The following is a 25,123-nucleotide window of genomic DNA, read 5'->3' as shown; positions in this document are numbered from 1 at the left end:
GGGCCCGTACGGGCGGTTGTAGCCTCCCCGGAGATCAGACGTTACGAGGATGGAGTCCGCCGTGGCCCGCACCGCCGCCCGCCCCCGCATCGCACTCGCCACCTACCGGCCGGAGGAGGGCACGACGAGCGCGGACCGGGACCTGCCCGTACTGAAGGGGGCGCTGGAGGACGCCGGGGCGCCGGCCGAGATCGCGTACTGGGACGACCCGGCGGTCGACTGGGCGGACTTCGACCTGGTCGTCATCCGCTCGACCTGGGACTACAGCTGGCGGGTCGCGGAGTTCGTGGCGTGGGCCGAGCGGGTCGCGAAGCTCACCCGGCTGGCGAATCCGGCGGCGGTCGTGCGGTGGAACACCGACAAGCGGTACGTCGGCGAACTGGCCGCGGCCGGGGTGGCGACCGTGCCGACCCGGTATCTCGCGCCCGGCGATCCCGCGGATCTTCCCGGCGACCACGAGTACGTGGTGAAGCCCACGTCGGGCGCGGGCGCACGGCTCGCCGCCCGCTACCGGCCCGAGGAGCGGGAGACCGCGCTGCGACAGCTCGCCCGGATGCACGAGCAGGGGCTGACCGCCATGGTCCAGCCCTACCTGCGCGGCGTCGACACCTCCGGCGAGCGGGCGCTGCAGTTCTTCGGCGGACGCTTCCTGCACGCCGCCCGCAAGGGCGCCGTCCTCGAGCCCGGGACGGCGTACGACGCGGACAAGGTCCCGCACCCCCGGCTGGAGGCCTGGCAGCCGACCGCGGCCGAACTCGCCCTCGCCGAGCGCGCGCTGGCCGCCGTACCGTCCGGTACGGACGGGGACGCCCTGCTGTACGCCCGCGTCGACGTCGTCGACGGCGACGACGGGGAGCCGTGCGTCATGGAACTGGAACTGGTGGAACCCAACCTCTTCCTCTGGCTGCACCCGGAGTCGGTGCCCGTCGTCGCGGAGGCGATCATCCGGGCCGCCCGCTGACGGCCACCCGCTGCAGCAGCCCCCAGGTGAACTCGGCCGCGCACTCCTGCCGTGCCCCCGACGCGTCCGGGGCCGTGAAGGCGAGCCCCCAGCGGGTGGGGGCGGTCCCCTCCAGCGGCCGGGCGGGGGCGAAGGCGCGGGCGGCCTCGTCGACCGTGCAGGACCAGGGGGTCAGGTCGTCGAGGGTCTTCAGCACCGGACCGGCGACGCCGGGTGCGCGGACCAGCCACTCGTTCCAGACCACCCCGTTCGACAGGGCGAGAACCTCGAAGCGCAGGCCGGGCCAGAGGGGGACGGGCCACAGCAGGGCCTCGCAGGTGAGGTCGCCGATCCGGCGCGGGGTGACCGACTCCGGGGCGCCGAGGACCGAGCGGTAGCGGTGGGCGGCGGAGCGGGAGCGCGGGGCGTGCAGCATCGCCTGCCAGCGCCGGTTGGCCTCGCGCATGTCCGCGAGGGAGGCGCCGAGTTCGCGGCGGGCGTCGTCGACGAGGTCCGGGTTGTGGTCGGCCATGCGGCGCAGCAGGACCAGTTGGAAGTCGAGCGGGGTGAAGGGGCCGGCGGGTCGCTTGGCGGGCATGGAGCCCATGATCGCGCATCGGGCCGGTACGCGGGCGGCGCCTCGTGGAAGGGGCGTACGCCTCGCTGTCCCCACTGGTCGAAATCAGCCCCCGGCACCTCGCCGGGGCCCACCCATTGCCCCTCCAAGACCACCATGAGTAGCCTGTGTTCGTCATGCCGATCGTCTGTTGAAATTTCGAACATAGGGAGGGGGCCGGTTGTGGGACGCCTCGTACCTGCCGTGACCCGGGCTCTCGACATTCTCGAGCTCTTTCTCGACGGGGACGGCACGCTCTCCGCCCCCGACATCGTGCGCAGGCTGCAACTGCCGCGGACGACGGTGCACGAACTGGTCACCACGCTCGCCGCCCGCTCGTACATCGTGCAGATACCGGGCCAGCCCGGACGCTACCGCCTCGGTGTGCGGCCGTACCAGCTCGGCAGCCGCTACGCCGAGCAGCTGGACCTCGCGGCGGAGGGCCAGCAGGTCGCCCGCTCCGTCGCCGAGACCTGCGACGAGACGGTGCATGTGGCGATCCTGGAGGGCACGGACGTCATCTACATCGCGAAGGTCGACTCCACGCACGCCGTGCGCATGGTGTCGGCGGCGGGGCGCCGCCTCCCCGCCCACTGCACCTCCGTGGGCAAGATGCTGCTCGCCTCGCTGCCCGATCCGGAGCTGGCCTCCCGCATCCCCGGCGACGCGGACCTGGTCGCGATGACACCGAACAGCATCACCGAACCGGGCGCCCTGCGCGAGGCCCTGGCGGAGATCCGCCGCCGCGGCGTCGCCGTGGAGAGCCGTGAGTCGAACCCGGACGTCAGCTGTGTCGCCGCCCCGGTGCGCGACCGGGCGGGACAGGTCGTCGCCGCGCTCTCCATCTCCGTACCGATGATCCGATGGAGTGACGAGCGCCGCGGCGAGCTGGAGCAGCTCGCCGCGAAGGGCGCCGCCGAGCTCTCCGAGCGGCTCGGACACCGGAGCGTGGTGGGATGAGCGACCTCGACGTCGCGATACGCGCCGACGCGGCCCTCGGCGAGGGCCCGACCTGGGACGAGCGCGGACAGCGGCTGATCTGGGTCGACATCCTCGGCTCCCGGGTCCACACCTACGATCCCCGCTCCGGGCGCCGTACGGTCATGGTCACCGAGCAGCACGTGGGCGCCGCCAAGCCCCGCGTGGGCGGCGGTCTCGTGGTCAACCTCCGTGACGGCGTGGGGCTGTACGGTCCCGCCGGCTCGTCCGGCCGGTCCGGGGAATTCCGCTGGCTGCACCGCGAACTCGTCCCGGGCCGCCGGGGCAACGACGCCGCGGTCGCCCCCGACGGCGCGCTCCTGGCCGGCAGCATGCGCTACGACGAGGCGCGGGGCGGCGGCGCGCTGTCCCGGATCGCGGCGGACGGCACCGCGCACACCGTCCTGGACGACGTCACGGTCAGCAACGGCACGGGATGGAGCCCCGACGGCCGGCTGATGTACTACATCGACACACCGACCCGGCGGATCGACGTCTTCGACGTCGGTGCGGACCAATTGCCGTACAACAGGCGGGCGTTGGTGGACATCGATGCGGACGAGGGCTACCCGGACGGACTCACCGTGGACGCCGAGGGCTGCGTCTGGGTGGCGTTCTGGGACGGCGGCGCGGTCCGCCGCTACACCCCCGACGGCGGTCTCGACCGTGTGATCGCCCTGCCCGTGCGCCGCCCCACCGCCTGCGCGTTCGGCGGTGCCGACCTGACCGACCTGTACATCACCACCGCCCGTACGGGGCTGGTGGCGCCGCATCCGCTCTCCGGCTCGGTGCTCGTCGTCCCCGGCGCCGGCAAGGGCCTGGCCCAGCCCGCGTTCGCCGGCTGACGGCTTCCCGAAGGCCGGCTTCCCCGGCGTCCCCGCCCGGTCGGTGACCGGGCGGGGACGATCGGGTCGCGCCGCCGGTCACCGGCCGGGGGAGTTCACCTGCGTCACCGGCACCCCTCCGGCCGCACTGCCCATCAGTGTCAGCCGCACCGTGCCCGGACCCGCGGGTGTGGTCCCGTCTGCCAGCACGGCGAGGGCAAGAGTGTTGGCACCACGTGTGTTCAGCAGCCCGTTCGGCAGTACGAAGGTGTGCTGGGGGCCTACGTCGTTGATGTACTGGCCCAGGTTCCAGCCGTTCAGGAAGATCTGGACACGGTAGGCGCGGGACGGGTCGTCGGTGAGGGTGAGTCCGATCGAGGCGTCCACGCCGGGGTCCACCGCGAGCCGGAACCCGGTTCGGTACCAGCAGACGCCCTGCCCCCGCCGCGCCCGCGGGAACTCCACGGTCTGCCAGCCGCCGTCCGCGAACCCCGGCAGATGCCAGCCCTGCCGCTCCCCGTACAGCCCGCCGTGGTTGAGCGGCCCGCGCACCGGGTCCGGTTTCGCGGCGCCCTGGATCCGCCAGGAGAGCTTGGGTGCGGCGCCGTCGAAGGTCACGGCCGTCAGCCCGCGGGCCGCCTTGTGCGTGTCCCGGGCCGCGCCGTCCTGGTCGTGCTGCATCCGGCGCACGAGGACGGACAGCACGTGCGGCCCCTTCGCCCGGCTCGCCTCCGGTGTGATCGGGAAGGTGGCCGTGGCGGCCCAGGTCCCCTGCCGGACCGTCTTCCTGTCCGGCACCGGCATCCGGTGCGTGCCCAGCGGCCTGCCGTCCAGCCACGCCATCAGCAGCCCCTGCGTGCCCGTGACGTACGACAGGGACACCGACTGCACGCCGGCCGCGTCCGCGAAATGGCCCCGGTACCAGACGTCCCCGTAGTGGAAGCCGTAGTCGTCGGCGAACAGTACGGGCTGCCCGGCCGGTACGGGGGTGACGCTGTGGGACGACGCCCGGTCCGCGGTCCGCCAGGCCGAGTCGTCGAATTTCGCGGCGGACTCAGGGTTCTCGGTGTGGTGGCGCCACTTCCCCAGCGCCGGGAGCGTGACGGCCGGTACGCCGGGCAGCCGCCGCTCGGCCAGCAGGCTGCCGGACGTGGTGGCGCGGGTGCGCAGCGTGCCCTGGTTCCAGACCACGCCGTCCACCCCGCGCGGCCCCCACACCTCCAGGTCCGCGGGCGACACCGTGTCCCCGGTGAGGTGGACGGTCGTGCCGCGCAGGTCAGCGGTGCGCACCAGGGCCGGGCCGCGCACCAGGACCGGGCCGGACGGGGTGTCGTGACGCCACAGCCGCGCGGAGGCCGCGTCGTCGGCGAGGAGCAGCAGAAGCGGCACGGTGTTGCCGCCGCCCTCCACCAACACGCGTGTCAGACCGCCGAGTTCCGCGTCGATGCGGAGGAGGCCGTGTGCGTGCGCATGGCGTGCGCCGCCCTCCAGCACGGTGACCTTCGGCGCTTTCGCGCACTCCAGCACCGTCCAGGTCGCCTCGCCCTTCCGTCCCGTGAACACCGCGATGTCCTGGAGTCCGGCGGCCATCCGCAGCATGGGCTGCGCGCTGGAGTAGCGCAGCGTCCGCCGCCCGAGGGAGAGTCCGGTGGCGAGCAGCCGGGCGTCGAGGCCGGGGAGGGGCACGCGGACGCTCTCGCCGGCGAGCGTGACGTCGGCCACGACGTCGGCGGGCCGGTCGTTGCGCAGCACGTGGAAGTGCGCCTCGGTGTCGGGATTGACGAGGTGGTACGCCGTGATCCCGGAGACGGCCCGTGACCCGCCGCTGCCCTCGCCGACCGCGACGGCCGGCGCCCGGTCCAGTTTGGCGAGGTCGGGCACGGAGTGCAGGAGCTGCCCGATCTGGTGCATCGGGACCAGCTTCGGGGTCGGCCTGCGGGCCTCGTCGAGGGCGGCCCCGTAGTCGTACGACGTGTAGACGACCGGCGCGGGCAGCCAGCCCCAGGACGTGCCGCCGAAGGTCATGTAGACGTTGTGGACCTTGATGCCGTTGGCGAGGTTGGTCAGGTAGAAGCGCCGCTCGTACGCCGCGTCCCGGGTGCGGGCCGACTCCGCGTAACCCTTGCCGTCGAACTCCACCCCGCCCCACGGGTCGAACCAGCCGCCGCCGAACTCGGCCAGGAATCCGGGGGTCCCGGGGCTCGCGGTCGCACCGCCCTTCGTCCCGCCGATGCCGTAGTAGCCCCAGTCCGGCGGCTGTTCGACCGGGGACGGGTAACCGTCGAACCCGTACAGGTAACGGCCCTTCTCCCCGCCGGTGCTGAAGGTCCCCGGGGCCCAGTGGCCGTTCCTGCCCTTGTCGTTGTGGAACAGCGGTACGTCGATGCCGTCGGCGCGGACCTTGGCGTACAGGTGGGCCATGTAGTCGCGGCCGAGCGGGCTGGTGACGTTGTTCGCGTACTCGTTCTCCAGCTGGTAGAGGACGATCGTGCCGCCGCCGTCGGTGTGCAGGTGCCGGGAGGCGACCCGGTTCACGGCGGTCAGCCACTCGTCCACGTGCGACAGGTACGTCGGGTCGGAGGTCCGGGCGGTGCCCCGGGTGGCCGTCAGCCAGCCCGGGAAGCCGCCGGCGTCGACCTCGGCGTTGATGTACGGACCGGGCCGCAGGATCACGTACAGACCTGTCTCGGCCGCCGTGCGCAGGAACAGGCCGAGGTCGCGGACGCCCGTGAAGTCGTAGTGCCCCGGTGCGGGGGAGTGGAAGTTCCAGGAGACGTAGACGCTGATCGTGTTGTAGCCGTGGGCGCGCAGCTTCTGCAGCACGTCGCGCCAGAGGGAGGGGCTCGGCAGCCGGAAGGGGTGGACCTCGCCGGACCACAGCACCACGCGCCTGCCGTCGATCAGCATGGAGTAGCTGTCGAACCCGATGGTGTGCCGCCGTCCGTCGGCGCCGGGCGGTCCGGGAGCGGGCCCGGTGGGCACGGTGCCGGCCGCGTACGCGCCGCCCTCCGCGCTGCCGCCCAGCGTGAGGCCCAGCGCGGCGGCGCCGGCGAGTGCGCTGAAGGTACGTCTGCTCAACACCATGCGGGGCCTCCCAGGGACAGCGGCGTCGCTGTGATCATTGTCCACAGCGATACGTCCTATTCCGGTCATATGAGGTTCCCGGCGCGGCAAGGGCGGCCGGGACTCAGGCGCGGGTGACGGCGTAGGTGAGGAAGTCGGCCCAGGTGGCGGGGGAGAGGGCGAGGTGGGGGCCCTGGGGGTTCTTGGAGTCACGGACGTGGATGGTGCGGGGGGAGGTGGCCACCTCTACGCAGTCGTCGCCAGAACCACCGCTGTAGCTGGACTTGCGCCAGGAGAGGGCTACTTCGACGCAGTCGCCGTCGCCGCCGCTGCTGTAGCTCGACTTGAACCACGTCAGTCCGCTGGTGCTCATAGCGCTCCTCGCATCTGCTCCAACAGGCTCAGGGAGTCCGTGATGGCGAGAGCCTGTGAACGCATCCTGGCATAGCGCCGTTGGAGGACGCTGATCTCCTTCAGATCGGGGATGAGCAAGCCGCCTCGCTGCCCCTCGCAGTAGGCGAACCAGGTGTTCTCCGGCGTCTCCAGCAACTGCATGGGACCGTCGAGCCCTGCATGTGTCTCCCGTACCTGCGGCATGACCTGGATCTCGACGTTCCGCAGCTGGGCGATCTCCAGGACGTGATCGGTGAGCCCTCGGGTGACCTCCACCCCGCCCGTGCGCCGCAGGAGCAGCCCCTCCTCCAGGATGAAGCCGAAAGCCGTGTTCGGGCGCTCCCGCAGCAGTCGCCGGCGTTCCGCGCGTGCCACCCACTGCGCTTCGATCTGCGTGTCGTCCAGTGGGGGCAACTGGTTCGTGAACAAGGTGCGCGCGTACGCCTCCGTCTGCAACAACCCCGGAATCAACCGGCACTCGTATGTGTAGAGGGTGATCGCGGTCGCCTCCAGCCGCGCCCACTGCCGGAACCACGCCGCCAGCCCCGGCTGCCGTGCCAGATGCCCGGCCGCCTTTCGTAACGCCCCGGTGTTCCCCAGTGCCTCCTCCGCCCGCTCGACGAACGTCGGGTCCGGCATGCGGCGGCCCAACTCCACCGAAGCAACCGTGTGTTTGGAGAACCGCACCCGTTCGCCGAACTCCTCCCGGCTCAGCCCCGCATGCTCCCGCAACGCCTGTACGACCGCGCCGAACGTCCGCAGACTGTCGGACGACTCCGGCTCGCCACCCGTCCCCACCGCACCCTCGACCGCCATGGTCACCTCCCGCGATCATGGTCACGCCCCGTGACCGGTACTGTCCACCCCGTCACCGCGTACGCTCCCGTGGCGTACGCGGCGCCGACCTGGTGAAGTGCCCTCGCTCACCCCGAGATTGGGGGCATGACCGCACCACCCACCCCCCGACGCCCGGTTACCGTACGTGTGTTCACGCAGCGCTTCAGCGCCACTCCGCGCGGCGCCCGCCTCGCCCGCCACCTCGCCCTGGACCAGCTGCGCACCTGGGGCATCCCGCACGGCACGGACGCCTCCGACACCGCCGCCGTGATCGTGGCCGAGCTGGCCGCCAACGCGGTGACCCACGGCCGGGTGCCCGGCCGCGACTTCGAGCTGCGGCTCTCCCTCGTCACGGGCAGCGTCCGGGTCGAGGTCACCGACACACGCGACGGGACGCGTCCGCCCGGACCGGGCGACGTACCGCCGGCGGACCCGCTCGGCGAACACGGGCGCGGGCTCGTCCTCGTCGAGGCGCTCGCCGACCGGTGGGAGGTGCAGGACCGGGAACCGCCCGGCAAGACGGTCCGCGCCGAGATCGACCTGCCGGGATGGTCGGCCCTGACCGGACGGGCGGGCGGCCGGTGAACGGGACGGCGCAGAGCGGCGCGCGGTCAGGCGGCGGGCGCGCCGAACCACCTCGGCAGCACGTCGAACAGATCCTCCTGGTCCTCGCCGGCCCACGCCACATGACCGTCCGGGCGCAACAGCACGGCGGACACGTCCAGTTCCTCGCCGGCGTTGACGACGTGGTCGACCCGGTCCGCCCAGCCCGTCACCGACAGCCGGCCCGTCCGGTCGAGCAGCAGACCGCGGCCGGTGTGCATCAGCGCGTAGAGGCGACCCTGCTTCAGTTCCATGTCGCGCAACCGCCGGCCGAGCAGGTCGTGTCCCTCGCCGAAGTCGTAGCGGACCCCGACCGCGGTGATCATCTCGGTCACGTACCGGTTCACCTCCTCGAACTCCATGAGCGTCGAGAACAGCTCGCGCAGCGCGGTCGCCCCCGCGTCGCTCCCCAGCAGCGTGATCTGCGCGCGGGTGTTGTCCAGCACGCGGGCGCCCACCGGGTGGCGTTCGGCGTGGTAGCTGTCCAGGAGGCCTTCCGGTGCCCAGCCGCCGACCGCGGCGGCCAGCTTCCAGCCGAGGTTGAACGCGTCCTGGACACCGAGGTTGAGCCCCTGCCCGCCGGTCGGCGGGTGGATGTGCGCCGCGTCGCCGGCCAGCATGACCCGGCCGACCCGGTAGCGCTCGGCCTGCCGGGTCGCGTCGCCGAACCGCGACAGCCGGCGCGGCGAGTGCACGCCGAAGTCGGTGCCCGCGACCGCCCGCAGCCGCTGCCTGAACTCCTCCAGGGTCGGCGCGGTCGCACGGTCCTCCGCCACCCCGTCGGCGGGCACGATGACGCGGTACGTCCCGTCCCCGTTGGCGATGGTGCCGAACCGCAGCTGGGTCCTGCGGACCTCCGCGACGACGGCGTCGACCGTGGCCCGGTCCTCGGTCATCTCCACGTCGCCCAGCAGCGTCTCGACCTTGGCGGGCTCCCCGGGGAAACCGACACCGAGCAGCTTGCGCACCGCACTGCGCCCACCGTCGCACCCGACGGCGTACCGCGCGCGCAGCCGCGTGCCGTCCGCGAGATCGACGCTCACCCCGGCGCCGGCGGCGGCCCCGTTCTCGTCCTCGACCTCGTCCTGACTCAGTCCGACCACCTCGTGGCCGCGCCGGATCTCCGCACCGAGCTCCAGGGCGCGCTCGTGGAGCAGGCGCTCGGTGACCGGCTGCAGGGTGGAGAGGCCGTACGGGTGCGCCGTGTCCACCCCGTCGGGCCACGGCTTGTGGATGCCGCCGAAGAAACCGCCGACCTGGAACTTCTCGCTGACCGCGAGGAACCGGTCCAGCAGGCCGCGCTGGTCCATGATCTCGACGCTGCGCGCGTGCAGGCCGCGCCCGCGGGACTCCGCGGTCGGCTCGGACAGCTTCTCCAGCACGACCACGTGCACACCGTGCAGGCGCAGCTCGCAGGCGAGCATCAGTCCGGTCGGTCCGCCGCCGACCACGATCACGTCAATCATCAGTACGCCCGTTCAACCAGAGGGGATGTCGGCCGGCCGCCCCGTGCGCAGGCCCGCGCGCAACGCGACGTCATACGCGGACAACGGCGCATGTACGTCGTGAAGTAGGCATTTCCGCAGGTTCCGGCCCCGGTCGACGATTCTGCGGCACGACCGGGGCCTTGCCGCAAGCCCCCTGGCGCGCTATACGTTGAAGAGGGCAAGGAGCGGGAGTTCTCCTTGCCCTTCGTCGTCCGCGCGGTCCGCGAGGATCTCCGGCCGCGCGCGTCCGCCCCGATCCTGGCTAGCCGACCTGGTTGTACATCGCGCCGGCGGCCGGCCAGCCCGTCGGCTGCGGCGCGGGCTCAGGTTCGGGCTGGGTGCGGCCCCGGACCTGGGCGGCGGTCAGCCCGCCGTTGCGCAGGCCCGGTATCCCGGTCTGGCCGAGTCCGGCGGCCGGCGCGGGGGTCATACCGGGCATACCGTTTGAATTGGGCATGCCGGGCATGCTCGGCATGGGGGGCGCGGACATCGGCGGGGGCGGCATCTGGGCCACCGCCGGCATCGGCGGGGGCGGCATCTGGGCGACCGCGGGCATGGGCTGCTGCTGTGGCGGGGCGGCCGGGGGCATGGGGGCCATGGGAGGCATCATGGCGGCCGCCGGGGTGGGGGCGGGCATCATGGCGGCAGCCGGCGCGGGCATCAGTCCGGGCATGCCGCCGGGCAGTTGCGCCGGAGCCTGGGCCGGGCCCGGCCAGGTCTGCGCGGGCGGCAGACCGGGCATCGCGGCGGCCTGCGCGACCAGCGGCATACCGACCCCGTTCGTCTCGCTGATCAGACGGTCCACCGCCGCCGTGCCCGAGCTGTAGCTGGTCCCTGCGCTCGGCTCGGGCACGGCGGCTCCCCTCCTGGACCCGTAGAGCACCTGCTCCAGGCCGGACACCAGGCGACGCACGTCCACCTGGGGGCGCACCACGAGTCTCAGGAAGCGACTGGACGAACCGATCTTGTTGCCGCACTCGCGCACCAGGATCCGGTGCTCGGTGAGCAGCCGGTCGCGGACGACGGTGCCCTCGGCGCCCACGGGCAGCCGTACGAAGAGGAAGTTGCCCTGTGAGGGGTAGACCGTCAGGCCGGGCAGCGCGGTCAGCTGACGCGCCATGTCGAGCCGGTCGCGGCGCACCAGGTGCAGGCTCTCCATGTACTCGGCGCCGTGCTCCTTGAGCATGAACACCACGGTCTCCGCGAAGGAGTTGAGGTTCCACTTGGGCAGCATGGAACGGACCTTGCCCGCGAGCGCGGGGTTGGCCACGAGGTAGCCGAAGCGGATGCCGTGCAGACCGAAGTTCTTGCCGAGGCTGCGCAGCACGATCACGTTGGGCCGCAGCACCGCCTCCTCGACGACACTCGGCTCGTTCTCCGCGTCGGCGAACTCCAGGAACGACTCGTCGATGATCACCAGGTCCAGGTCCTGGAGCGCGTCCATGAAGTTCACGACCGTCTGCCGGCTCAGGAAGCCGCCGTCCGGGTTGTTGGGGTTGCAGATGACGGCGACCCGGGTGCCCCGGGCGCGGATGAACTGGATGTACTTCGCGGGGTCCAGGGCGAAACCCGTCGACTCCTGGAGCGGGAACATGTCGACACGCTTGCCGGTCTCCATCGGCTGGTCGGTCCAGCGGCCGAAGGTGGGGACGGGGATGGCGAGGGACTCGCGGACCAGCAGGTGGTCGATCCAGGTGATCAGTTCCGTGGAACCGTTGCCCATGGCGACACAGCTCGGCGGGAGCTGGAGCAGCGAGCACAGCTCGGCCGTGATGGTGTCGGCGCTGCTCGGGTAGTAGGTGATGATCTCGCGCAGCCGCCCGGCCAGTTCGTCGAACATGCCGGGCGTGGGGAAGTACGGGTTGCACGGGATGCAGAAGTCGATCGGGCCGACTCCATCGCTCTCGCGGGCGAGCGCAGCCATCGAGGGGCTGTGCGCCGCAGTACCGCGGAACAGCGAGGCGACGTTGTCGGCCATGGAACCTCCGTCTCTGGGTGGCCCGTGCGGGGGAACACGGGCCGACCCTTCATACGGAGAGAGGAGTGGCGCTGTTCAACTCGTGAGGATCCGGTGAGGGTCCGCGCGCTGGGGCAACCTCACGGCCCTCGACGGCGTCCGGCGCCGGACCCTCGGGGTGTCACGCCCCGAAGGAGTGCACCGTCGTCGTGCGGTACGTCCGCCCCGGGCGCAGCACCGTCGAGGGGAACGAGGGATGGTTCGGGGAGTCCGGGAAGTGCTGGGTCTCCAGGCACATGCCGTCGCCCTGCCGGTAGGTGTGCCCGGAGGTGCCCACCAGGGTGCCGTCCAGGAAGTTGCCCGAGTAGAACTGCACGCCGGGCTGGTCGGTCGCGATCTTCAGCGTGCGGCCGGAGCCCGGGTCGCGCAGGGTGGCGATGTGCTCGGGCCGGGCGGTGACGCCCTTGTCGAGCACCCAGTTGTGGTCGAAGCCCTTGGCGGTGACCAGCTGGGGGTGGCCGGCCCGGATGTCGCGGCCGATCGGCTTGGCGCGCCGGAAGTCGAAGGGGGTGCCCGCGACCCCGGCCAGCTCGCCGGTGGGGATCAGACCTGCGTCGGTGGGTGTGAAGCGTCGTGCGGCCAGGGTGAGTTCGTGGTCGTAGATGCCACCGCGGCCCTCACCGGCGAGGTTGTAGTACGTGTGGTTGGTGAGGTTGACGACCGTGGCCTTGTCGGTGGTGGCCTCGTAGTCGATGCGCCAGTCGCCGTGCCGGGTGAGGGTGTAGGTGACCTTCACCCTGAGCGTGCCCGGGTAGCCCATCTCGCCGTCGATGCTGGTGTAGTGCAGGTGCAGGCCGACATCGGAGCCGGAGGTGAAGCCCTCGATGTCCCAGACCTTGGTGTTGAAGCCCTTGGCCCCGCCGTGCAGGCTGTTCACGCCGTCGTTGACGGAGAGCTGGTAGGCCTTGCCGTCGAGGGTGAAGCGGCCGCCCGCTATGCGGTTGCCGTAGCGGCCGATCGTCGCCCCGAAGAACGTCGTGCCGGCGACGTACGACGCCAGGTTGTCGTACCCGAGGGAGACGTTCGCGTAGCGTCCGTGCCGGTCGGGGATCTCCAGCGACTGGACGATCCCGCCGTAGGAGATGACCTTCAGACGTGTGCCGCCGTTCTCCAGCGACCAGCGGTGGACCTTCGTGCCGTCGGCGAGCCTGCCGAAGAGCTCCTTCACCGGCTTCCCGCCCCCGGTGCCGGCGTGTGCGGTGCCGACCGTGGCGGCGGTGACGCCCGCGGCGGCCGCCGCGGCGATGATCGTTCGTCTGCTGGTTTCCATATGACGGCTCCTGCAGTGGAAGTTGAAGGCCCCCACCGAAGTGGGGGCCCTAGCGACTTACGAACCGACCTTGCGCTTGTTCCATACGTCGAACCCGACCGCGGCCAGCAGTACCAGACCCTTGATGACCTGCTGCCAGTCGCTGCCGATGCCGACGAGGTTCATGCCGTTGTTCAGCACGCCCAGGACGAGACCACCGATGATCGCGCCGAGGACCGTGCCCACGCCGCCGCTCATCGACGCGCCGCCGATGAACGAGGCCGCGATCGCTTCGAGTTCGAAGTTCAGACCGGCCTTGGGCGAGGCCGCGTTGAAGCGGGCGGCGAAGACCAGACCCGCCAGGGCCGCGAGCATGCCCATGTTCAGGAAGACCAGGAAGGTGACCTTCTTGTCCTTCACGCCCGACAGCTTCGCCGCCGGGAGGTTGCCGCCGATCGCGTAGATGTGGCGGCCGATGACCGCGTTGCGCATCAGGTAGCCGAAGCCGGCGACCAGGACGCCGAGGATCAGCAGGACCACCGGCGCGCCCTTGTAACTGGCGAGCAGCATGGTGACCGTGAGTACGGCGGCGATCAGCGCGACGAGCTTGAGCAGGAAGAGGTTCCTGGGCAGGACGCCGAGCGAGAACTCCTGCTGCCGCTTGCGGTCGCGGACCTCCTGGAACACCACGAAGGCGATCAGGGCGATACCGAGCAGCAGCGTGAGGTTGTGGTAGTTCGTGTCGGGCCCGACCTCGGGCAGGAAGCTGTTGGCGACCTTCTGCAGACCCTCGGGGAACGGGCCGATCGTCTGGCCCTTGAGGAAGATCTCGGTCAGACCGCGGAAGGTCAGCATGCCCGCCAGGGTCACGATGAACGACGGTATGCCGAGATACGCGATGAGGAAGCCCTGCGCGGCGCCCGCGGCCGCGCCGATGGCCAGGCACAGCACCAGGGCGAGCGGCCAGGAGAGGTTGTGGTTGACCATCAGCACGGCGCCGATCGCGCCCACGAACGCCGTCAGCGAGCCGACCGACAGGTCGATGTGGCCCGCGATGATGACGAGCATCATGCCGATCGCGAGGATCAGGATGTAGCTGTTCTGCAGGACCAGGTTGGAGACGTTGCGCGGCAGCAGCAGGTCGCCGTCGGTCCACACGGCGAACAGCACCACGATCAGACCGAGGGCGAACAGCATGCCGTACTGCCGCATGTTGCGGCGCATGCCGTCGAGGAGCAGCTGCAGCAGACCCTCACCCCCGGCGGCCGATCCGCTCTTTCCCGGCGGCGCGGGGGCCGGCGTCTTGGCGGTCACATCCGTGCTCATCGCGTTACCTCTTTGTCCTTCGTCATCTGACGCATCAGCGTTTCCTGCGAGGCCTCCGCCCGCGAGAACTCACCGGTCAGCCGTCCCGCTGCCATCGTGTAGATGCGGTCGCACATGCCGAGCAGCTCGGGCAGCTCGGAGGAGATGAAGACGACCGCCTTGCCCTCGGCCGCCAGTTTGTCGATGACCGTGTAGATCTCGAACTTGGCGCCCACGTCGATCCCGCGGGTCGGCTCGTCCAGGATCAGCACCTCCGGGCCCGCGAAGATCCACTTGCTCAGGACGACCTTCTGCTGGTTGCCGCCCGACAGCTTGCCCACCGGCTCGAACACCGTGGGTGCCTTGATGTTCATCGACTTGCGGAAGCCCTCGGAGACCTGCCGCTCCTCGTGCTCGTCGACGATCCCGCGCTTGGCGACCTTGTCCAGGGCGCTGAGCGTGATGTTGCGGTTGATCGTGTCGATGAGGTTGAGGCCGTAGTGCTTGCGGTCCTCGGTGACGTACGCGATCCCGTGCCCGACCGCCTCGGACACGGTCTTCGTCCGGATCTCCTTGCCGTCCCTGAGCACCGTGCCGCCCGCGTAGCGGCCGTAGGCGCGCCCGAAGACGTTCATCGCCAGTTCGGTGCGCCCGGCGCCCATGAGCCCGGCGATGCCGACGATCTCACCGCGCCGTACGGAGATCGACACGTCGTCGACCACCTTGCGCTGCTGGTCGATCGGGTGGAACACGGTCCAGTCGCGGATCTCCAGGGCGGGCGCGGCGCCCTCCTCGGGGTGGTGCGGTGTCCGCTCCGGGAAGCGGTGCTCGAGGTCGCGTCCGACCATGCCGCTGATGATCCGGTCCTCGGTGGTCTCCGCGGCCTTCACGTCGAGCGTCTCGATGGTCCGGCCGTCGCGCAGGATGGTCACCGAGTCCGCGACCCGCTCGATCTCGTTCAGCTTGTGGGAAATGATGATCGAGGTCATGCCCTGGTTCTTCAACTCCAGGATGAGGTCCAGGAGTTTGCCGCTGTCCTCGTCGTTCAGGGCGGCGGTCGGCTCGTCCAGGATGAGCAGCTTCACCTTCTTCGACAGCGCCTTCGCGATCTCGACGAGCTGCTGCTTGCCCACGCCGATGTCGGCGACGCGGGTCTGCGGGTTCTCGTCGAGCCCGACCCGCCGCAGCAGCTCGGAGGCGTGCCGCAGCGTCTCGGTCCAGCTGATGAGCCCACGGGTGGCGTGCTCGTTGCCGAGGAAGATGTTCTCCGCGATGGAGAGGTAGGGCACCAGGGCCAGCTCCTGGTGGATGATCACGATGCCGCGCTGCTCACTGGCCCTGATGTCCTTGAACGTGCAGACCTCCGACTCGAAGAGGATGTCCCCTTCGTAACTCCCGTGCGGGTGAACGCCGGAGAGGACCTTCATCAAGGTCGACTTGCCGGCGCCGTTCTCCCCGCAGATGGCATGGACCTCGCCCTGCTGGACGGTCAGAGTGACGTCCGACAGCGCCTTGACGCCGGGAAAGGTCTTGACGATCGAGCGCATTTCCAGGACGGGTCCCGCCATGGTCGTGCCTTCCAATCACTAGGAGGTGGCGGTTACTTGAGGTCGCTGTCCTTGTAGTAGCCGGTGGCGACGAGTTCCTTCTCGTAGTTGGTCTTGTCGACGCTGACCGGCTGCAGCAGGTACGCGGGGACGACCTTGGTGCCGTTGTCGTAGGTCTTGTCGTCGTTGATCTCGGGCTTCTTGCCCTTGAGCGCCGCGTCGACCATGTTCGAGGCCACCGTCGCCAGCTTGCGGGTGTCCTTGTAGACGGTCATCGTCTGCTCGCCCGCGATGATCGACTTCACCGACGCGAGCTCGGCGTCCTGGCCGGACACGATCGGCAGCGGCTTGCTCTTGGAGCCGTAGTCGTCCGACTTCAGCGACGAGAGGATGCCGATGGAGATGCCGTCGTAGGGCGAGAGCACCGCGTCGACGTGGGCCGTCTTGTACGCCGAGGTGAGGATGTCGTCCATGCGCTTCTGCGCGGTGCCGCCGTCCCAGCGCAGCGTGGTGACCTGGTTCAGCTGGGTCTGGCCGGACTTGACGACGAGCTGCTTCTTGTCGATGTACGGCTGCAGAACGCTCATCGCGCCCTGGAAGAAGTACTTCGTGTTGTTGTCGTCGTTCGAGCCGGCGAACAGCTCGATGTTGAACGGGCCCTTCTTGCTGCCGTCCTTCAGGCCGAGCTTGTCGACGATGTAACCGGCCTGCAGCTCACCGACCTTGGTGTTGTCGAACGACGCGTAGTAGTCGACGTTCTTGGTGCCGAGGATGAGGCGGTCGTAGGAGATCACCGGGATCTTGGCGTCGGCGGCCTGCTGGAGCACGTTGTTCATCGACTTGTTGTCGATGGCCGCGATGATCAGGGCCTTCACGCCCTGCGTGATCATGTTCTCGATCTGCGAGACCTGCTGGTCCGGGTCGTCCTCACCGAAGGCCAGCTTGGTCTTGTACCCCTTGGACTGAAGGTCCTTGACCACGTTGTTGCCGTCCCCGATCCAGCGCTCGGAGGACTTGGTCGGCATCGAGATGCCGATGGTGGCGCCCTTGATGTCCTTGCTGTCGCTCTTGCTGCCTCCATCGCTGCTCTGGCCGCAGGCGGACAGGGACAGCGCGAGGGACGCGGCGCCGGCTATGGCGGTGAGGACGGCTCTGCGATTGCGCATGATCATCTTCCTTGATGTCGTGGACCGGGCTCCGCCTCGCGATGCGGGGACGCTCCGTGGGGCGGTGCGAAGAAAAGACCGAGGAGAGGTGTGTGGGATTGTGCGCGGCCGTGTCGGCTTTTGTGAAGGGGAGTTAGTCGGAACGTTATGAGGAGGTGTCAAAACGCGACATCGGACCGGGAGTTCGCGAGCCGAGCGGCGCCATGTCGCCGTCCGCTCCGTGCCGTGCGAGCAGGTCCAGGGCGAGCCTGCCGCGCCGCACCCGCTCCCGGGCGGTGTTCAGGGTCAGATCCCGCAGGTGATGGCCGTACGGGTAGATCCCGGGGGCCTTGGACAGGCCGAACTTCAGATAGATCGGTGCGCCGCGCCGGATCAGCTCGGCCACCTCGTACATCCGGACATACCCGCCGAGATCGTCGGGGGCTTCGATGTACATGTCCATGGGTGCGGCCGAAACCCGACGGATCTCCGTGAGGTGATCGAGCGTCAGGTCGCTCGGGACGTTGATGGAGTCCGCGCCGAGCCTTTCGTATACCGCGTACGAGGCCGGGTTGACCGGCCCCACGAGTGCCGAGAGCTTGAGGGTGGTGTCGGCCGGGATGATCCCGGCCACGCGGGCCCGGTGCAGCGTCCACAGCACGCCCTCGTCGGCGACGAGCAGGCACTTGACGCCCAGCTCCGTCGCCCTGACGGCGTCCTCGACACAGCCGGCCACCGCGTCGTGGCCACGGGCGCGCAGTCCGCCGCCGCGGGAGTCGGAGCGTACCGAACCGCCGATGTCCCAGGTGCCGCGTGGACCGGTGAACAGACACAGCTCGATGTCGCGCGAAGCGGTGGCCTCGACCATCTCGGTGATCTCGGCGTCGGTCAGCATCCAGACACCGCTGCCCTGGCTGATCCGGTGGATCGGAACGTCGAGCCGCGAGGACTCCTTGAGGACCACGGCCAAGGCCTCGGGACCCTCCACGGACGGAACCTCGGTGCGCCAGCGACCGCCTTCCGGGAAGCTGTGCGGCGAGGCGTCGGCGGGGGAGAGGACGGGCGCGCCCAGGCCGAGCGCGGCGAGTGCCTGCTCGGCGGGTCGACGGGGAGCCGGGGGAGAGGGGTCGGTCACTGGCTGTCCTTCATGTTCGTGATTTCGGACGGAGTTCGCGGGTTTCGGCGTGCGGGGCCGGGTGGTACGCCGGTACGGAGCCGTCAGGTAACTCCGCACCGGCGTACGGCTAGGGACGCAGAAGGACCTTGCCGACCGCGGGATCGCCGGACCCCGCCAACTCGATGGCCTCGGCGAACCCGGTGAGCGGCAGTTCGTGCGTGACCAGCGGCAACGGGCTGAGCAGCCCCGCGCCGAACACCCGCACCGTGTGCGCCCAGGCCGCCGGCGGCGCCCCGAACACGGTGTGCACCTCCAACTGCCGTACGACGAGGTCGGTGGGGTCGAGCCCCTCCGCGCCCGGCGCCGGGATGCCCGTGAGGACCAGGCGTCCGCCGCGCCGGAGCAGGGAGGCGGCGGTGCGCGCGGCGGACGCGGACCCGGCGGTCTCGATGACGACGTCGAAGTCGGCGGGCAGTTCCTGGTCCTTCGTACGGAAGTCGGTGGCTCCGAAGGTCCGCGAGAGCTTGTCCCGGTCGGGGCGGGTGCCCACGACGAGCAGCTCCCCGGGGGAACCCGCCCGCAGGAACTGGACGGCGAACATCCCGAGCGTCCCCGTGCCCACCACCGCGACCCGTTCACCGGGTCGCGCGTTCGCCTTGAGCGCGGCCGCCGCGACACAGGCGGCCGGCTCCAGGAGGGCCGCCGCCGTCAGGTCGGCGTCGTCCGGCAGGACGTGCAGCAGCCGGGCCGGCAGGGTGAGGGTGGCGGCCATCGCGCCCGGCTGGGTGAAGCCCGTCTCCTCGTACCCCGCCGTGCACAGCGTGGTCTCGCCCGCGTGGCAGCGGTCGCAGACCTGGCAGTTGCGGAAACCCTCGCCGACGACCTTGCGGCCGACGAGACCGGCGGGCACCCCGGCGCCCACCTCCGCCACCGTCCCGGACCACTCGTGGCCGGGGGTGAGGGGATAACGCACATACCCTTCGGGCCGGTTGCCCTGGTACACCTCGCGGTCGCTGCCGCAGATACCGACGGCGTGGACCCGGACCAGCGCCTCGCCCGCGGCCGGCGGCACCGGCTCGTGGGCGGTCAGCCGGTGCTCACCCGGCGCGTCGACGACGACCGCGGTACTCACTGCGCCCCCTTCGGCCTGCGCTGCTCCCAGCCGTCCGCCCAGAGGTCGAAGCGGGCCTGCTGCTGCGGGAACTCGGCCGCCGCGTCGACGTCCAGCTCGACACCGAGACCGGGTTCGTGGGACAGCTCGAAGTAACCGTCGACGACCTGCGGGGCGCCCTTCACGACCTTCTTGATCTCCGCGTCCGCGAAGTCGTTGAAGTGTTCCAGGATCTTGAAGTTGGGGGTGCTGAAGCCGACCTGGAGGGAGGCGGCGGTGAGGACCGGGCCGCCGACGTTGTGCGGAGCGACGAGCACGTAGTGGGCCTCGGCGGTCGCGGCCAGCTTCCTGGTCTCCCAGATCCCGCCGAGATGACCGACGTCGGGCTGGATGACGTCGACGGCCTGGCTCTCGAACAGCTCACGGAACTCGATGCGGTCGTGAATCCGCTCGCCGGTGGCGATCGGGATGTCGACCTTGGCGGCCACCTTCTCCAGCGCCTTCAGGTTCTCCGGCGGCACCGGCTCCTCCAGCCACGCGGGCTTGAAGGGCGCGAGCTCGCGGGCGAGCCGGACGGCGGTCGAGGGCGAGAAACGGCCGTGCATCTCCAGCATCAGCTCGGTCTCGGGGCCGATCGCGTCGCGCACCGCCTCGATGAGTGAGACGGAGTAGAGCGTGGCCTCGTGGTCGAGCTCGAAGTGGCCGGTGCCGAACGGGTCGATCTTGAGGGCACGGTACCCGCGGGCGACGACCTCCTGAGCGGCCTTGTGGTAGGCCTCCGGGGTCCGCTCGGTCGTGTACCAGCCGTTCGCGTAGGCCTTGACCCGGTCGGTGACCTTGCCGCCGAGCAACTGCCACACGGGGACGCCGAGCGCCTTCCCCTTGATGTCCCAGCAGGCCATCTCGATGACGGCGATGCCCGACATCACGATCTCGCCGGCGCGCCCGTAGTCGCCGTACTTCATGCGTCGGACGAGGTCCTCGACAGCGAACGGGTCGGAACCGAGAATGTGATTGGCCTCCGCCTCCCGCAGATAGCCGATCAGCGCGTCGGTGTGGCCCAGCATGCGGGTCTCGCCGACTCCGGTGACGCCCTCGTCGGTGTGCACCTGGACGTAGGTCAGGTTCCGCCAGGGCGTCCCGACCACGTGTGTGCTGATTCCCGTGATGCGCACGGCAGTTGCCCCCTGTGCTCTTGCAGTCTGTTCGAAATTTCGTCACACGTTCGAAATGCTGGCGTGACAGTAGGATGCGGGCCCGTGAGTGTCAATGGGTCGAACGCGACGGTCGGCGGCGGATTTTGGCGATATGCCTCGGGTCGTCGCCCACGTGCCGCTGTGAACGAGGGGTGCGACGCGCCGAAACGGATGGTTCACCACACAACTTTCACAGCCGTGACTATCAACGGGACGCATGAGGAACTTAGTCTTCCGGCGTCATGGACTACTGCGACCCGTGCCGAAGGCACCTCAACGGCGCCCTTGCCTGCCCGGGGTGCGGCACCTCAGCCGAACAGCTCCGCTCATCCGCGGGCCGCACCGGGGCGCACCCGGAACCGGACGCGGGGACGAACCCGTACGACTCCGACGACCCGTACGAGAGCGAGGACGCGTACGAGGACGCGTACGACGAAGAGGACGACGACGAGGACGAGGGCGGCGGCGAGGACGGCCGTCGCGGGCGCCGCACCCGCGGGCGGCGGCGCGGGCGGGGGCCCGCCGCGGGCGGGGCGAGCCGGCGTGACCGGAAGGCCGCGGCGCACCGCAGGAGGCGTCGCAGGGTGCTCTTCGCCGGGGCGGGGCTGCTGCTCGCCGCGGGCGGCCTGAGTCTCGCCGAACTCGGCATCGAGGCGCCCGGAGTGACTCCGCACGCGGCCAGCGCGGACGCGTCCGCCGACGGGGGCTCCGGGGCCTCCGCGGAGCGTACGGCGCGGCCGGCCGGTGACACCGGGGGTTCCGGGGGCGGGGCGCCTACCGCCACGGGCTCGCCGAGTGCCTCGGCGTCGCCCTCCGCTTCCGCGTCCGAGTCCGCCAAGGGTGACAAGTCCAAGGACGGGGACAAGAAGGACACCCAGGGGGAGTCGGCCACGGCGGGGACGGGGGGCGGGGCGTCGGTGTCGGCGCCCGCCTCTTCGGAGCCGCCGCGTTCCGTCACGACGCCGCCGGCCGCGCCGACCTCGGCGCCGTCGACTCCGACGCCTTCCCCGTCGCACACGTGCAATCGTTTCCTGTGGTGGTGCACGTAGGGCCTCTCGGCCCCGCCGCCCCCTACCCTCCCCCAAGCTCTCGACTTGGCTCGAGCAGGGGGACCCCCGTCGTCCCCGGGGCTCCGCCCCGGACCCCGCCAGGGGCGCTGCGCCCCCTGGACCCCCGCCATCGGCCGTTCAGGCCGATGCGGGGGTCTGCGGGCGGCAGCCCCTTGGTCGAGCCCCCGGTTACGGCGTCAGCATGCGCTGGAGCAGATCGCGCAAGGACACCCGCTCCTCACGCGACAACCCCGCCAACGGCTCCCGCGCAAACCGCAGTGACTCCCGGAGCGAGTGCGCCACCCGGCGCCCCTCCTCGGTCGCCGCCGCCAGCTTCACCCGCCGGTCGGAGGGGTCGGGCCGGCGCTCCACCAGCCCCCGCGCCTCCAGCCGGTCCACGATCCCCGTCACGTTCGACGGCTCGCACTTCAGCTTCTGTGCCAGCCTCCGCATCGGCAACGGCTCCAGCGACAGCAGGCCGAGCAGCCGCGCCTGCGCCCCGGTGAGGGCGTGCTCGGCGGCGGCGTCCTCGTAGTCCTCGTGGTACCGGGCCACGACCGAGCCGATGAGGTCGACGACTTCCAGGGTGAGAGGGTCGATCCGGTGCGTCTTCTGGGTGGCCATGGCCTCCAGGATACTCCCTTACTTGACATCATGAAATATTCAGGAGCATGGTTGTTTCAGGTAGTGAAGTATTAGAGCCGTAGTGCGCAGGCAAGCGTGCATGCATGCAGGAAAGGCACACACCCTCATGACCGACACCCAGCTTCCCTCCGTCAGCCGCGAATGGCACCTGACCGCCCGCCCGGTCGGCTGGCCGAAGCCCGAGGACTTCGCCCTGGTCGAGGCCGAGATCCCGCAGCCCGCGGAGGGTCAGATCCTCGTACGCAACAAGTACCTCTCCGTGGACCCGTACATGCGCGGCCGGATGAGCGCCGCCAAGTCGTACGCCGCCCCCTACGAGCTGGGCAAGGTCATGCAGGGCGGCGCGGTCGGCGAGGTCGTCGCCTCCCGCGCCGAGGGGATCGAGGCCGGTGACCACGTCCTGCACTTCCTCGGCTGGCGCGAGTACGCCGTCGTGGACGCCAAGCAGGCCGTCAAGGTCGACCCGCAGGCCGCGCCGCTCTCCGCGTACCTCGGTGTCCTCGGCATGACCGGTCTGACCGCCTACGCGGGCCTCCTGCGCACCGCCTCCTTCAAGGAGGGCGACTCCGTCTTCGTGTCGGGCGCGGCCGGAGCCGTCGGCAGCCAGGTCGGACAGATCGCCAGGCTCAAGGGTGCCTCGCGGGTCATCGGCTCGGCGGGCTCCGACGAGAAGGTCAAGCTGCTCGTCGAGGAGTACGGCTTCGACGCCGCGTTCAACTACAAGAACGGCCCGGTGAGCGAGCAGCTGCGCGAGGCCGCCCCCGACGGCGTCGACGTCTACTTCGACAACGTGGGCGGCGACCACCTGGAGGCCGCCATCGGCCGGCTGAACCGGGACGGCCGCGTCGCGGTCTGCGGCATGATCTCCGTCTACAACAACACCGAGCCCGCCCCCGGCCCGAGGAATCTCGCGCGTCTCATCCAGACCCGCGGCCGTATCCAGGGCTTCCTGGTCGGCGACCACTACGACCTGCAGCCGCAGTTCGTCCAGGAGGTCGGCCCCTGGGTCGCCTCCGGCGAGCTCAAGTACAGGGAGACCCTCGTCGAGGGCATCGAGAACAACCTCGAGGCGTTCTTCGGCGTCCTGCGCGGCGACAACATCGGAAAGATGATCGTCAAGCTCTGACGTCCCGGCAGGGCTTCTGCTTGACTTCCGGCATACGGTAACTTCTTTCCGAAGCCGTTGCGATCGTGGGCGCGAGTCGCGGCGGACCAGGGAGGAACGCACCGTATGTCCATCCAGCAGTCCGACGTCCTGTACACCACCGTCGCCACCGCGCACAACGGCCGCGACGGCCGTGTCGCCACCGACGACGGCAGCCTCGACGTCGTCGTAAACCCGCCGAAGGAACTGGGCGGGAGCGGCGCCGGGACCAACCCGGAGCAGCTCTTCGCCGCCGGGTACAGCGCCTGCTTCCAGGGTGCGCTCGGCGTCGTCGCCCGCGGGCTGAACGCGGACCTCACCGGCTCGACGGTCACCGCCAGGGTCGGTCTGGGCAAGAACGAGGACGGGTTCGGCATCATCGTCGAGATCTCCGCGGCCATCCCGGCCGTGGACGCGGCGACGGCGCGGGACCTGCTCGAGCGGGCCCATCAGGTCTGCCCGTACTCGAAGGCGACCCGGGGCGACGTCACGGTGACGCTCGTCTGACGGGCCCACCGACCGCGGCGCGGGCCGCGTCCCGGGAACGGGGCGCGGCCCGCGCGTGGTGGGGTGGGCGGCGGCCGGACCCCGCGCCGCCTCAGGACACTGTCAGCAACGCCCGTGCCGCTTGCGGGAATTCGCCCTTCGGGTGATCGCGGAAGAGCGGCTCGGTGCCGAAGAGGACCGCGTGCGGGCCGCTGATGACGCAGGCGTGGCCGCCGGCCGCTCTCGGGCCGCCGCCCGCCGTCGGCCGCCAGTGGCCCGAGAGGAGCGGGTCGCCCGGCGCGTACGCCTGCTCGACACGGACGTGGGGGCCGAGGCCGGTGAACCAGACGGGCGCGTAGACGAAGCTGTGGCCGGGGGCGCCGGACGTGCTGCCGCCGTCCCTCGAATTCACCACGCGGACCACGCCGTTGGCGTCCCCGTCGCGCGCTACCGGTACTGCCGCGAGCAGGCCCGTCGCGCTGTTGAGCGCCGCTCCGGAGACACCGCGTCCGACCAGCCCGTGGGAGCCCGGGAAGGCGTCGAGGGCCGCCCGCGCGGCCGGGTTCGGACGGGCGCGATCGAGTCCCGCCGACACGAACAGGACGTCCGCCGCGGACCAGTCGGAGCCCGCGTCGAGGACAGCCGTCGACACCGGGACGATATCGAAGTCCATCTCGCGCAGGGCGAAGAGCTCGCCCGGAGTGACCGCCGCGGCGACCCTGACCCGGTGCAGCGGCGTTCCCCGGGTGTCCCTGGCCGCGTCGAAGACGACGTCGTACCTCCGGGCGAGGGCGTTGGCCCGCGGGCGCGCCGAGGAGGGCACGGCCGCGCTGCCGTCCGCCCGCCGCCGTACCGGAACCCCCTGCCGGAGCCGGGAGTTGAGCGCCGCGATCGCCTGGGGTGTGTCGAGGCGCAGACGCGGGTCGCCGTGCGGGGCGAGGTACCCGGCCGGCGCGGCCGCCCGCACCGCACGGGCGGCGGCGGCCGCGGTCGCCGCCGGCAGGTCGCCGGCCCGTACCGGTACGACCGACGCGCCCCACAGCCGCCCCGGGCTCCAGCCGGAGATGTCGTACATCGTCGAGACCTGGTCGCTGATGTCCCGCCCGTCCGCCAGCAGCACGTTGGCCAGTCCGCGTTTGGGCTGGTGCAGGTCGACGAGGTACGGGCCCCGCGCGTACGACCGTCCCGCGAGCCGGAAGGCGCGGGCCGCGCGGGTGACGCGTACGTCGTTGGCGAGCGGATGGCCGACGAGGCGGGCGGCGGCCGTGGGCTCTCCCGCGACAAAAGGACCTGGGCGTCACCAATGCCACGGATGGCGCACCCCCGGCGGGCCGGAGCGGGCATGCTGGGGGTGGGCACCGGCGCCGACGG

General features: G+C 70.9%; 21 protein-coding genes and 1 pseudogene. 7 read left to right on the top strand and 15 right to left on the bottom strand.

Features of this window, described 5'->3' with window-relative positions:
• Nucleotides 1-61 precede the first annotated feature (61 nt).
• Nucleotides 62-961 carry an ATP-grasp domain-containing protein gene (locus OHB41_RS16715; RefSeq protein ID WP_526024921.1) on the top strand — a complete coding sequence of 300 codons (900 nt, stop codon included), beginning with the start codon at nucleotides 62-64 and terminating at the stop codon, nucleotides 959-961.
• Here OHB41_RS16715 and OHB41_RS16710 read toward each other — a convergent pair.
• Nucleotides 942-1,547 carry a hypothetical protein gene (locus OHB41_RS16710; RefSeq protein WP_266698997.1) on the bottom strand — a complete coding sequence of 202 codons (606 nt, stop codon included), beginning with the start codon at nucleotides 1,545-1,547 and terminating at the stop codon, nucleotides 942-944. The genes OHB41_RS16715 and OHB41_RS16710 overlap by 20 nt on opposite strands.
• Nucleotides 1,548-1,739: 192 nt before the next feature.
• Here OHB41_RS16710 and OHB41_RS16705 point away from each other — a divergent pair, with 192 nt between their 5' ends.
• Both OHB41_RS16705 and OHB41_RS16700 read left to right on the top strand, forming a co-directional pair.
• Nucleotides 1,740-2,516, top strand: a complete 777-nt coding sequence (locus OHB41_RS16705; RefSeq protein ID WP_266698996.1) for an IclR family transcriptional regulator — start codon at nucleotides 1,740-1,742, stop codon at nucleotides 2,514-2,516.
• Nucleotides 2,513-3,379: an SMP-30/gluconolactonase/LRE family protein gene (locus OHB41_RS16700; protein ID WP_266698995.1), complete on the top strand. Its 867-nt coding sequence runs from the start codon at nucleotides 2,513-2,515 to the stop codon at nucleotides 3,377-3,379. The genes OHB41_RS16705 and OHB41_RS16700 overlap by 4 nt, the downstream gene beginning before the upstream one ends.
• A gap of 78 nt (nucleotides 3,380-3,457) precedes the next feature.
• Here OHB41_RS16700 and OHB41_RS16695 read toward each other — a convergent pair whose 3' ends face one another.
• The 3 genes from OHB41_RS16695 to OHB41_RS16685 all read right to left on the bottom strand — a co-directional run bounded on the left by OHB41_RS16695 (nucleotide 3,458) and on the right by OHB41_RS16685 (nucleotide 7,630).
• On the bottom strand, nucleotides 3,458-6,442 hold the full coding sequence (locus OHB41_RS16695; protein WP_266698994.1) for a beta-galactosidase: 2,985 nt from the start codon (nucleotides 6,440-6,442) through the stop codon (nucleotides 3,458-3,460).
• Nucleotides 6,443-6,545: 103 nt separating this feature from the next.
• The gene (locus tag OHB41_RS16690; RefSeq protein ID WP_266698993.1) at nucleotides 6,546-6,794 is read right to left on the bottom strand and encodes a DUF397 domain-containing protein; all 249 of its coding nucleotides are present in this window, start codon (nucleotides 6,792-6,794) and stop codon (nucleotides 6,546-6,548) included.
• Complete coding sequence (locus OHB41_RS16685; protein WP_266698992.1) at nucleotides 6,791-7,630, bottom strand: helix-turn-helix domain-containing protein; 840 nt, start codon at nucleotides 7,628-7,630, stop codon at nucleotides 6,791-6,793. The genes OHB41_RS16690 and OHB41_RS16685 overlap by 4 nt, the downstream gene beginning before the upstream one ends.
• A 126-nt stretch (nucleotides 7,631-7,756) precedes the next feature.
• On the opposite strand from OHB41_RS16685, the gene OHB41_RS16680 reads away from it, so the two are divergent.
• Nucleotides 7,757-8,236 (top strand): ATP-binding protein, encoded by a 480-nt coding sequence (locus OHB41_RS16680; protein ID WP_266698991.1) that lies wholly within the window; start codon nucleotides 7,757-7,759, stop codon nucleotides 8,234-8,236.
• A 26-nt stretch (nucleotides 8,237-8,262) separates the two neighbouring features.
• Here the strand turns inward: OHB41_RS16680 and rox are convergent, their stop codons facing one another.
• The 9 genes from rox to OHB41_RS16635 form a co-directional block, all read right to left on the bottom strand.
• Nucleotides 8,263-9,720, bottom strand: a complete 1,458-nt coding sequence (gene rox / locus OHB41_RS16675) for a rifampin monooxygenase (protein WP_266698990.1) — start codon at nucleotides 9,718-9,720, stop codon at nucleotides 8,263-8,265.
• A gap of 283 nt (nucleotides 9,721-10,003) precedes the next feature.
• Entirely contained in the window at nucleotides 10,004-11,719 is a 1,716-nt protein-coding gene (locus OHB41_RS16670) for a pyridoxal phosphate-dependent aminotransferase (RefSeq protein ID WP_266698989.1), read from the bottom strand.
• 160 nt (nucleotides 11,720-11,879) lie between these two features.
• Nucleotides 11,880-13,028 (bottom strand): aldose epimerase family protein, encoded by a 1,149-nt coding sequence (locus tag OHB41_RS16665; RefSeq protein ID WP_266698987.1) that lies wholly within the window; start codon nucleotides 13,026-13,028, stop codon nucleotides 11,880-11,882.
• A 57-nt stretch (nucleotides 13,029-13,085) separates the two neighbouring features.
• A complete protein-coding gene (mmsB, locus tag OHB41_RS16660; RefSeq protein WP_266698986.1) occupies nucleotides 13,086-14,333 on the bottom strand; it encodes a multiple monosaccharide ABC transporter permease in 1,248 nt (415 codons plus the stop codon).
• Nucleotides 14,330-15,880, bottom strand: a complete 1,551-nt coding sequence (mmsA, locus tag OHB41_RS16655) for a multiple monosaccharide ABC transporter ATP-binding protein (protein WP_266698985.1) — start codon at nucleotides 15,878-15,880, stop codon at nucleotides 14,330-14,332. The genes mmsB and mmsA overlap by 4 nt, the downstream gene beginning before the upstream one ends.
• Before the next feature lie 32 nt (nucleotides 15,881-15,912).
• Nucleotides 15,913-17,025 (bottom strand): multiple monosaccharide ABC transporter substrate-binding protein, encoded by a 1,113-nt coding sequence (gene chvE / locus OHB41_RS16650; protein WP_526024920.1) that lies wholly within the window; start codon nucleotides 17,023-17,025, stop codon nucleotides 15,913-15,915.
• Nucleotides 17,026-17,170: 145 nt separating this feature from the next.
• The gene (locus tag OHB41_RS16645; RefSeq protein ID WP_266698983.1) at nucleotides 17,171-18,139 is read right to left on the bottom strand and encodes a hypothetical protein; all 969 of its coding nucleotides are present in this window, start codon (nucleotides 18,137-18,139) and stop codon (nucleotides 17,171-17,173) included.
• A 109-nt stretch (nucleotides 18,140-18,248) separates the two neighbouring features.
• Entirely contained in the window at nucleotides 18,249-19,253 is a 1,005-nt protein-coding gene (locus OHB41_RS16640) for a zinc-dependent alcohol dehydrogenase (protein WP_266698982.1), read from the bottom strand.
• On the bottom strand, nucleotides 19,250-20,407 hold the full coding sequence (locus OHB41_RS16635) for a mandelate racemase/muconate lactonizing enzyme family protein (RefSeq protein WP_168527970.1): 1,158 nt from the start codon (nucleotides 20,405-20,407) through the stop codon (nucleotides 19,250-19,252). The genes OHB41_RS16640 and OHB41_RS16635 overlap by 4 nt, the downstream gene beginning before the upstream one ends.
• A gap of 263 nt (nucleotides 20,408-20,670) precedes the next feature.
• Between OHB41_RS16635 and OHB41_RS16630 the strand changes: the two genes are divergently transcribed.
• Nucleotides 20,671-21,477 (top strand): SCO2400 family protein, encoded by an 807-nt coding sequence (locus tag OHB41_RS16630; protein WP_266698981.1) that lies wholly within the window; start codon nucleotides 20,671-20,673, stop codon nucleotides 21,475-21,477.
• A 189-nt stretch (nucleotides 21,478-21,666) separates the two neighbouring features.
• On the opposite strand, the gene OHB41_RS16625 is transcribed toward OHB41_RS16630, so the two are convergent.
• Nucleotides 21,667-22,101: a MarR family winged helix-turn-helix transcriptional regulator gene (locus OHB41_RS16625; RefSeq protein ID WP_266698980.1), complete on the bottom strand. Its 435-nt coding sequence runs from the start codon at nucleotides 22,099-22,101 to the stop codon at nucleotides 21,667-21,669.
• A 127-nt stretch (nucleotides 22,102-22,228) separates the two neighbouring features.
• On the opposite strand from OHB41_RS16625, the gene OHB41_RS16620 reads away from it, so the two are divergent.
• Both OHB41_RS16620 and OHB41_RS16615 read left to right on the top strand, forming a co-directional pair.
• Entirely contained in the window at nucleotides 22,229-23,248 is a 1,020-nt protein-coding gene (locus OHB41_RS16620) for an NADP-dependent oxidoreductase (protein ID WP_266698979.1), read from the top strand.
• A gap of 105 nt (nucleotides 23,249-23,353) precedes the next feature.
• Nucleotides 23,354-23,773 carry an organic hydroperoxide resistance protein gene (locus OHB41_RS16615; protein WP_266698978.1) on the top strand — a complete coding sequence of 140 codons (420 nt, stop codon included), beginning with the start codon at nucleotides 23,354-23,356 and terminating at the stop codon, nucleotides 23,771-23,773.
• A gap of 91 nt (nucleotides 23,774-23,864) precedes the next feature.
• On the opposite strand, the pseudogene OHB41_RS16610 reads toward OHB41_RS16615, so the two are convergent.
• Nucleotides 23,865-25,019, bottom strand: a pseudogene (locus OHB41_RS16610) (M14 family zinc carboxypeptidase); the annotation flags it as partial.
• Nucleotides 25,020-25,123: the final 104 nt, after the last annotated feature.

The organism is Streptomyces sp. NBC_01571, from assembly GCF_026339875.1.
Classification (GTDB): Bacteria; Actinomycetota; Actinomycetes; order Streptomycetales; family Streptomycetaceae; genus Streptomyces.
This window is presented reverse-complemented; position numbering and strand designations above follow the sequence as displayed.